General features: G+C 64.9%; 8 protein-coding genes. 4 read left to right on the top strand and 4 right to left on the bottom strand.

Translation table 11 applies throughout. From position 1 onward, the window contains the following. The first annotated feature begins 79 nt into the window (after positions 1-79). The 3 genes from istA (at position 80) to A8G18_RS21495 (ending at position 3,192) form a co-directional block, all read left to right on the top strand. Complete coding sequence (gene istA / locus A8G18_RS21505; RefSeq protein ID WP_064065480.1) at positions 80-1,297, top strand: IS21 family transposase; 1,218 nt, start codon at positions 80-82, stop codon at positions 1,295-1,297. Beyond that, positions 1,297-2,103: an IS21-like element helper ATPase IstB gene (gene istB / locus A8G18_RS21500; protein ID WP_064065478.1), complete on the top strand. Its 807-nt coding sequence runs from the start codon at positions 1,297-1,299 to the stop codon at positions 2,101-2,103. The genes istA and istB overlap by 1 nt, the downstream gene beginning before the upstream one ends. A 141-nt stretch (positions 2,104-2,244) precedes the next feature. Then, positions 2,245-3,192 (top strand): SMI1/KNR4 family protein, encoded by a 948-nt coding sequence (locus A8G18_RS21495; protein ID WP_064065477.1) that lies wholly within the window; start codon positions 2,245-2,247, stop codon positions 3,190-3,192. A gap of 591 nt (positions 3,193-3,783) precedes the next feature. Here A8G18_RS21495 and A8G18_RS21490 read toward each other — a convergent pair. Beyond that, positions 3,784-4,140 (bottom strand): hypothetical protein, encoded by a 357-nt coding sequence (locus tag A8G18_RS21490; RefSeq protein WP_064065476.1) that lies wholly within the window; start codon positions 4,138-4,140, stop codon positions 3,784-3,786. Between the two features lie 78 nt (positions 4,141-4,218). After that, positions 4,219-4,632, bottom strand: coding sequence for a hypothetical protein (locus A8G18_RS21485; RefSeq protein ID WP_064065475.1), 414 nt, complete (start codon positions 4,630-4,632; stop codon positions 4,219-4,221). A 317-nt stretch (positions 4,633-4,949) separates the two neighbouring features. On the opposite strand from A8G18_RS21485, the gene A8G18_RS21480 reads away from it, so the two are divergent. Next, positions 4,950-6,386 (top strand): hypothetical protein, encoded by a 1,437-nt coding sequence (locus A8G18_RS21480; protein WP_245207992.1) that lies wholly within the window; start codon positions 4,950-4,952, stop codon positions 6,384-6,386. 548 nt (positions 6,387-6,934) lie between these two features. On the opposite strand, the gene A8G18_RS21470 is transcribed toward A8G18_RS21480, so the two are convergent. Next, entirely contained in the window at positions 6,935-7,687 is a 753-nt protein-coding gene (locus A8G18_RS21470; RefSeq protein ID WP_245207990.1) for a nucleotidyl transferase AbiEii/AbiGii toxin family protein, read from the bottom strand. Further along, positions 7,677-8,690 carry a winged helix-turn-helix transcriptional regulator gene (locus tag A8G18_RS21465; RefSeq protein ID WP_064065472.1) on the bottom strand — a complete coding sequence of 338 codons (1,014 nt, stop codon included), beginning with the start codon at positions 8,688-8,690 and terminating at the stop codon, positions 7,677-7,679. Before A8G18_RS21465 ends, A8G18_RS21470 begins: the two co-directional genes overlap by 11 nt. Positions 8,691-9,065: the final 375 nt, after the last annotated feature.

Here is a 9,065-nt window from a genome sequence, read left to right as displayed (position 1 = left end):
TGTCGGCTCCGGTTGAAGCTTGAGCAGGTATTCCGGTCGAAAAGTGAGCACTCCACTCGACGATTGAGGAGTGATCACTGTGGAGGACTGGGCGTTGATCCGTCAGCTGCACAACTCGGAAGCAATGACGCAGACCGCGATCGCCCGCAAGTTGGGGCTCTCGCGCAACACCGTAGCCAAGGCGTTGCGCTCACAGGCACCGCCGAAGTACGAACGCGCCCGTTCCCAGAGTTCGGCGTGGGCGCTGACCGAACCGGCGGTGCGAACCCTGCTGGTGACGTATCCGGCGATGCCGACGACGGTGCTCGCCGAACGGGTTGGCTGGAGCGGTGGCAACTCGTGGTTTGCCGAGAACGTTGCCCGTATCCGTCCGGAATATCAGCCGGCCGACCCGGCGGATCGGCTGGTGCATCTGCCCGGTGAGCAGATCCAGTGCGATCTGATGTTCCCCGGACCGCTCGTTCCCGACCACGCGGGAGCCTTGCGTTCGTTTCCGGTGCTGGTGATGGTCGCGACGTATTCGCGGTTTCTCGCCGCGGTGATGCTGCCCTCGCGGGTGACCGGGGATCTGCTGGCCGGCATGTGGCAGCTGCTGACCGAATCGTTCACGATGGTTCCGCGGACACTGTTGTGGGACAACGAAGCCGGGATCGGGCAGCGAGGACGACTCGCCGATGGTGTCGCCGGGTTCTGCGGCACGCTGGCCACCCGGATGGTGCAGGCACCGCCCTATGATCCCGAAACGAAGGGGATCGTCGAACGCGCCAACGGTTATCTGCGGACCTCGTTTCTGCCCGGCCGGCGGTTCACCTCCCCGGCGGATTTCAACCTCCAGCTCACCCAGTGGCTCGCGGTGGCCAACACACGCACTCACCGGGTGACCCGTCGGCGGCCGGTCGACGCCCTGCCCGAGGACCGGGCCGCGATGGCGGCGTTGCCACCGGTCGCCCCGACGGTCGGGACCACCCGCACCGTCCGGCTCGGCCGGGACTACTACGTCCAGGTCGGCGGGGCCGCCTATTCGGTGCATCCGGAGGTGATCGGACGAATGATCACCCTGACCGCCGATCCGCAGCAGGTGCGGGTGTCCTGCGAGCATCGCCTCGTCGCCGATCATCGGCGCAGTTGGGGGCCGGGGGCGGTGGTGACCGATCCCGAGCATGCCGCCGTCGCCCGGCAGCAACGCGCCCACTACACCGCCGCTCAGCGCGGCAGACCTGCACCGGATGCGGTCGAGGTGCAGGTCGCGGATCTGGCCACCTACGACGCGGTGTTCGGGACGTCGGAGGTGGCGTGATGAATGCCCGTCACACCACCTCGGAGGCGCACAAGGTGATCGTCCACCATGCCCGGGCGCTCAAGGCTCCGCGGATCGTTGCCGAATACGCCCGCCTCGCTGAGCAGGGACGCAGCGCGAACTGGTCGTTCGAGGAGTATCTGGCGGCGGTGCTGGCCATCGAGTCCAATGCCCGCGCCGAGTCTGGGGCCCGGTTGCGGATCAAGAGCGCCGGATTTCCCGCGATCAAGACGGTCACCGACTTCGATTTCGGTGTCCAGCCCGGTCTCGATCGGGCGCAGATCGCCCGTCTCGAAGGCGGCGGATGGCTCGCCGAGGCCCGCAATGTGGTGTTGCTCGGACCGCCAGGCACAGGGAAAACGCATTTGGCGACTGCTCTTGCGGTCGCGGCCGCGCATACCGGTCACCGGGTGGCGTTCGCGCCGGCGACCGGGTGGATCACCCGGCTGGCGCATGCACATCGGTTGGGGCGGTTGGATATCGAGCTGCGCAAGATCTCCCGGATCGGGTTGGTCGTGATCGACGAGGTCGGCTACATCCCGTTCGACACCGATGCCGCGAACCTGTTCTTCCAGCTGGTGTCGAGTCGCTACGAGAAGTCCTCGATCATCCTGACCTCGAACCTGCCGTTCGCGAGGTGGAGCGAGGTCTTCGGCGAAGCCACCATCGCCTCGGCGATGATCGATCGGATCGTCCACCACGCCGACGTGATCGCGTTGAAGGGCACCAGTTATCGCATCAAGCACACCGCGATCGAGTCGTTGCCGTCCGCTGCTGCCGCTGGAGGGACCGATGCGCAGACCTGAACCTGCTCGTCACCTTGACCCGATGCACGGAACCTCGACAGTCACCGCAGCACGGGTGTCCCCGGCGCTGTTCTGACCTCCATCGGCCCGAGAAACCTGCCACTTCGACTGCCGATCAGCAGAACAAGGCACAATGCTCACGTGATCGCCTGGGATCTGACAGTCTTCTACCGACGTGGTGACACCGGTGGTGGGCAAGGACTGCACGGTCTGAGCAACAGTGACTCCGTCGTGCAGGCAGCACGCGATGCAGCGCGAGCCGCCCGGGAGTGGGCCGACAGAACCGGCAGCACCATCAAGGCTGTTCCGGGCCGTTTGCTGATCAACGGGGTGCAGGGGCCGATCGATCTTCCCGGCCTCGACGGTTCATCGTCCCTGGATGAGGTCGCGGCCGGAGCCGAAGACGCGCTGCACCAGTGGCAAGTTCAGCAACGCCCCGCAGTCCCCGAGTACGAGAGCGCTAGTGCGATCGAGCCGGAAGACGACGGCACCGCACCGCGGTCCGTCAGCCGCGGCGGTGAGCTGACCGTGTTGTGGCAGGACCTCGCTGCCACCGCCGCCCTCGAGGACGTGGCAGCAGGAGCCACCGATGACGATCTCGACGCCGCCGAGAACCACACCGGCTATCAGTGGCCGGACGAGGTCCGTGAGCTGTTCCAGCTCCAAGGTGGAGGTATCGAGATCGTCCCGATGTTCCGGTTGCTCTCCCTCGACGAGGCCCTCACCACCTGGGACATGTGGACGCAGATCAACGACGATCTACGGGAGCGCTGGCCGGAAGGCTCCGCCCCTGACGAGGCAGCAATCCGATCAGCGCCCGCGGGCAGTCCGGCCGAAGTGTTCATCCCCGACCTGATCCCCATCGCCGACGATGCTGCCGGTACTTCACTGTGTGTCGACACCCGCCCCGGCGACCTGCACAGCTGTGTCGTCGAGTACTCCGCATCCGCAGGTGGTTCACGCCCGCTGTGGGTCTCGGTCAACGCCATGATCGCAACCGTCGTCGACAGCATCCGGAACCGACGTCCACTCCATGACGGCTGGACAACGACCACAACGGGAACGTTGATTTGGTACTCGGACGACTGAAACGTCACGAAAAACTCGAGCGGATCTGGGCCTTCCGCGGATCGAACCGGTGAGACAGACTGGATTGACCGAACCTGCTCATCTTTCGACCGGACGAACAGCTCATCTTTCGACCGGACCCGACAGGCATATGCGCCGCTCTATATCGGCATGGTGACCAGGTTCGCTGACGAGTTGAGAGGACGGCTGATGGCCTCGGGTGCTTCTGTTGATGATTGGCTGCCGCAGTGATGAAGAAATCGGTAGCGCCTTATGCCATCACCGTTGTAGCAGCAGCCGTTGTCGGATTCGGGGTCGCCGCAGCGGTCATCGATTCGACTGGCCACGAGGAGAGTTCTGTGCAAAGCACACCGGCATCTGACGATGATCCTTCAGACGAGATCGCGGACCTCGAAGAGCCTGTGGTGGAAGGCCCATCTCCGTCCTCTGCGGCGGACTTCCAGCAGGATGCTGTCGGCGATCCCTTTACTCGGGAGAGACCGCAGCGACTATCAGGCCCCGCCGTGGGTGGGAACGGGTGGGTGGCCGACTCTTTGAAGTAGACATGGTCGCTGGTAGGCGAGACGATCTTGACCTGCAGCGACGAATCGACTACGGAACAGGGCGCTTGCCCTTGTCGATCCGTTGTGTCCGTCGGAGGTACTCGTCCTCCGAGATTTCTGCCAGTCCGAGCACGACCGGGCCGGCCCATCCACCGTCGATGGTAGGAGGGCAGTAGCCGACAGCGAAGCTGACGGGCTCGTCCTCGAGGCCGACCCAGTCCACGAGGATGTGCTGGATCGCGGCACTGGTGATCCGACCTGGATGACCGTGGAACAGCATCGGCGGCTGCGTGTGTGGGTTGAGGATGTCGCGGTCGGTGTCGGCACCGCAATAGGCCACAGGTACTCCCTGGCGCACTCTCGTCGTTGCGATCGGCTCGTCCGATTCCTGCGCACCCCAGGTCACCGAACGCCTCCTTCTATGGGACCGAACTGGAAGGGGTCGACACTTTGTCCACCGGAACAATGGTCGATGCTGGTGTGCTCAGTCATCCGGACCGTCCTTGGCTGCTACCGCTTCTTCGAGTTCGGCGATGCGTTTGTTCACGCGGTCGAGCAGCATTCGTATGTGGATGACGAGCTCGGCGTTGCTCTCCTGCATGGGAGGAACGCCCAGCAGGTCGTAGAGTTCGCGCCACAGCCGCTCGTGTGACGCGCGTTCAGCGGCCAATTGCGCCTCGACCATCAACAGTTGCACCTCGGCAGGAACCCGCCGTTTCGCCTCAGGTCCGTAGGGCGGGGGTTCCTGGCCGAGCCACGGTGACCACTTCGACTGCAGATCGTATTCCTGTGTCTTGGCGAGGCGTTCGAGGAGTTCGCGGCACGCTGTGGGTGAGGCGAAGACGGTGTCGAGGCAGCGGTGGTAGTCCGGGGGCTGCATCTGCAGGTGTTCGTCCATCGGTCATTGCTCCCGCGTACTCCGTCCGAAGACGAAGAGAACCACGATACACCGGCCAGGTGAGGCGGCATCGGCTTCCGGATCGTGGCGGTACCGGTAGGAGCGTCGAAGAACGTTGCTGGTGCCGTCGAGTCGCTGGCGCCGGTGGAACGGTCGACAGGACGCCGCGAAGTCCGATGCTCCGTACCCGGTACCGACTTATCCAGCCTGTCGGGACCGGGGTGTGCCGCGGGGCGGTTATGGTGGATCCATGCTGACACTGCGTCGAAAGAATGACTGCGCCTGCTGAGTCCGGGGGCGGACCCGACCGTGCCGCCATGACCGACATGATCGAACTGCTCACCACGCGGTTCGCAGAACCCATCGCGGTCTACCGTGACCTGCTCCGCGGCCTCGCCGCCACCGGAGAGCCCTCATATCGCCAGTCGGTGCTGCTCGATACTCATCCTGTCGAGGGGCCGTCGTTGACGACGCCACACCTGCGGATCCAGGTGAGCTATAGCTATCAGGACGCCGACGAGCTGGGATCCTTCCCTGCGGACATGAGGCCGGTGTGCGTGCGGATCCATGTGCAGGGCTATCCCGATAAGTATCCCGACCGGCAGGCAGCGGGCTCCGATCTGGTCCACGACTACCCGGCCGTGGAACCGGAAGCGTGGGCGCGTGCGGTGCTCGGCCGGCAGTGGTCGGATTATGCGTACCAAATGATCCGCCGGACCGATGTGGACCGGCGCATGCGCACCAACCTGAGCTACACCCAGCCTTTGTTCGTGGTGTTCGTCGCCTCGGACGGCACCCCGGTGCTGGCCCCGGACAACATCGCCTGGAACCGGGTGTGGCTCAAAGTCATCGACGCCCGCAAACTCGATCCGGATCCCGAATCGAAGGCACTGCGGGACCACATCGCCCGGGTCGGCCCGTACGCCCCGACCGCAGGAATCCGCCATCCCGACACCGAATCCGACGGCGGCTGGCGCCTGGAGGTCACCGGTGTGCCCCTCGACCGGCTCACCGACACCGCGGCCGAGACGGTGCGCGCACTGCGCAACGGTATCCGGGTCCGCGGCAGGATCGCCAAGCAGTTCCGCCCGATTCGACTACACGTCGAACTCGACCACGCGGTGGTGTACTTCAAGTGGGCGCGCAACCCGAACACCTTCGCTGTGACCATGTATCCACCCCAGACGGGCGACGAGCTTGCCGGTCCGCCCTGGCACACCCCCGCCGCCGTCGCCGGCACCATGATCTCGCGATGGCAAGAGGAGCTGTGTACAGGTCTGCTGGTTCGCGGTACCCGACGCCGCGACGGTGACACCATCTACATCTCGGCTCCGCCTTCCGACCCGGTCGGTCAGGACTATTGGGTCAGCGAGGTCGCGCTGCACGAACGTTCCGGGGTGTGGCTCGCCCGCGAGGGCCTCGACATCGACCGGCCGCTCGAATGGAAGAACGCCGGTGTACTCGCGGTGTGGATCCAGGCCAAGGTGAACAACGCGGTCGGGCGCCCGTATGTCGGGCATGCGGCGGCGCGCTGGTCGGGTGAGGCCACTGCACATCTGGAGGTGCTCGAAACCGTGCCCGGCACCGCGGAGACAGTGGCTGCTCAACTCGCACATCGCATCACGCACATGCTCGCGGACCTCGGGGCGGAGACCATCACGGCGTCTGTTGAGAACGAATATTTCACCGAACTCGGTTACACGACTCGTCCCGGGCAGTCGGGGATGGTCCTCGATGTCGCCTCGATGCCCTGAGCCCAGTAGAGGGCGCCCATCTTGTGGGGACCGCACCAAACGCTGTCGTCTGGGTTGAAGGCGAGTCGTGTTGTCAGGTGTTGGGGGTGTCGTAGACGGCCACGGGGTGTCCGTCGAGGTCGTCGTCACCGCAGCGCCACACGGGCAGCGGCTGGTCGGGATCGTTCGAGGGGCCTTGCAGCATGCGGTATCCCCCGTCGACGTGTTCCCACAGTCCTGCTCGATGAGCCGTTCGATCGGGGCGGGGTCATTGTTCGAGAACTCGGAGGCGATGTGCTCGGGAATCGTGCCGGTCCGACCGTGTGCTGAGGTCCACTGCCCGCACAGCACCCACAGTCCGAATGCCGCCACGGGTTGGAAGCTCCACTTCTTCGATGTGCAGTCGTTCACTGGCACTGTCGAGTTGGAATCCGGTGTGGTAGCGGAAGACATGCCCCTTCTGCAGCAGGCTCCAGTCGGATTGTTGTCGCTGCTCGGTGAACAGTTCGTGGTCGGTGGGGAGGGTGCGCGTCGAGCTGTGCTCATGCGTGGCCGGGGGTCGTTGTGGTTCAGCGGTGGGTGGCGTCGGTGAGTAGTTCGGTGACGAGGTCGAGGTCGTCGGTGGTGATGTCGTGTCCGCCGGCGGTGTGGATGCGGTGGAGTGAGTGGGTGCGTTTGCGGGTGAACCACAGGTCGATGTGTAGTGCGATGTCGTGGGCGATGGCGGGGTCGACGGTGTGGAGTTGGGCAAGTGCGGTGGGGCGGGTGGCGGGGTCGAGGGTGAGGTGCACGATGTCGAGGAGGTCGGTGCCTTGTTTGTTGGTGGAGCGGTTCATCACTGCTTGGAGTTTCATGGCGATCAGTGGTCCGGGTTCGGCGACGGGGGTGGTGACGTCGATGTGGTCGCCGTGGTTGCTGATGACTTCGATGCGTATGTCGGTGGCGGTGTCGTTGGCCCAGGCGTGTGCGGCGGCGTGGAGTCGGTCGCCGGGGTCGTCGCTGGGTTGGTCGAGTTCGATCTGGCGTACTTCGAGTACGTCGACTTTGACGGGGCCGTAGGTGGTGGGTAGAAGGACTGCAGCTGGTTCGACCGGTTGTGCACCGGAGGCGGCGCGCAGTATTTCCAGGTGGGGTGTTGCGTCGTGGAGTCGGTCGACGACGTCGAGGTCGACGGTGGCGCGGTAGGGATTGGACAGTCGTGAGAGTACGGCCAGTCCGCCGACGATGACGGGTGGTCGGTGGAGGAGGGATCGGATTTCGATGATGCCGTGGGCGACGGCGGACATGGCGTCGCCGAAGAAGGTGACGTGGTTACCAGACACGGGTCCACCGCTCGTCGGGGGTCCATATGTCGAGGATTTCGCGTCCGCGTCCGGTGTCTTGAGCGAGGTCGAGGGCGACGAACAGTGGGTGTGCCAGGGGCCATTCGAATGGGTTGGTGTCGGTGTCGATCCGGTTCTGGACTGCTGCGGGTACGGGTGCGACGCGTACGGTGGCGCGTGCGTGTCTGTTCGAGGGTGCTGTGCCGAGCAGGGTGGTGGCGCGCCGGAGGATCGACTGGTCGGGGACGAAGAAGTCGAGTATCTGGTCGGACCGGAAGGCCACGGGTGCGCCGTATGCGGATGCCGCGGCGGAATCGCTGAGCGCCCAACCGGGTTCGACTCCCACCGTATCGAGTCCGAGCCGCAACGGCCGTATGACGCTTGCGTCGCCCGGGGCGGGCAATGATGCCAGGTGAGCCCGCTTGGTCGGCCAGTGCTCGGCGACGTTCCAGAACAGTTCGGTTCCTGAGACCGTGTTGTGGGTGTCGATGAGACCGTCGCGTCGCAGTGCGGCAAGGATGTCGGAGACCGTGCTGGGGGAGCGACCGATCTCTCGGGCTAGCTCGCGCACGGCCACAGGGTGTTCGGGTCGTAGCAGTAGCGCGGTGGCGACCTCGAGTCCGGCCTTTCCTGCTAGTGCGGTCGAGCGGCCGGCTCGTTCGGTGAGCGGCTCGATGGGGGCGTCGATGAGGACGCGATCGGTGCGGAGTGCCAATCGTCCTCGGAGGTCGAGGTAACCGCTGCCTCGCTGGGTGAGTAGCGTGCGTGCGGTCTCGGTCACCCTGTTGGCGATGACGAGCAGCGGAACATCCGAGGATGGGGCGTCGGCGAGCAGTCGTTCAGCGACGTCGTCGGTGACCAGGGAACGCCAGGTCATACGGATCGGCAACGCCAGGCCTGCGGGGTCCACGACGAGGTCGTTGCCGTGGTCGGCAGCGTCGACACGTCGGGTGTCGATGCCTAGCTGGTTGAAGGCATCGACGGTGAGGGCTTCGAGGTCCACGACTCCAGACTGGCAGGTGTTCGGTGTTCGGTCAATACCGAACACCGAACACCGAACACCCGTGGATGGATGTTCGGGCTGCCGGGACGGACATCTCCACATAGGGGAACCCGTTCCATCCGGGTCCTTAGAAGTCCCTCGAGGACGTCGAGTACGGCACGATGGAGTGGGTCGACTGGTTTAATCGCAGTTGTTTGCACAGCCGTCTCGGATACGTCCCGCCGAATGAATTCGAGGCGGCGTACTCCGCTCACCTGTCGACTCCACAACTGGAGCCGTCACCGATATAGGAGCGGCAAGAAACCCGAGACGGTTCACCGTGTCGGTGTTGTGGTTTCGGTGCGTCCCTCGGCTTGTGTGCTCGGTGGTGGGTGT

The organism is Rhodococcus gordoniae, from assembly GCF_001646655.1.
Lineage (GTDB): Bacteria > Actinomycetota > Actinomycetes > Mycobacteriales > Mycobacteriaceae > Rhodococcus > Rhodococcus gordoniae.
The sequence above is the reverse complement of the archived record's forward strand: the minus strand, read 5'-3'. Positions and strand labels throughout refer to the sequence as shown.

Excerpts from the sequence above, each read along its gene's own strand:
- A8G18_RS21485 (WP_064065475.1), bottom strand. The coding sequence starts at position 4,632 with ATGGACGAACACCTGCAGATGCAGCCCCCGGACTACCACCGCTGCCTC.
- istB (WP_064065478.1), top strand. The coding sequence starts at position 1,297 with ATGAATGCCCGTCACACCACCTCGGAGGCGCACAAGGTGATCGTCCAC.
- A8G18_RS21480 (WP_245207992.1), top strand. The coding sequence starts at position 4,950 with ATGACCGACATGATCGAACTGCTCACCACGCGGTTCGCAGAACCCATC.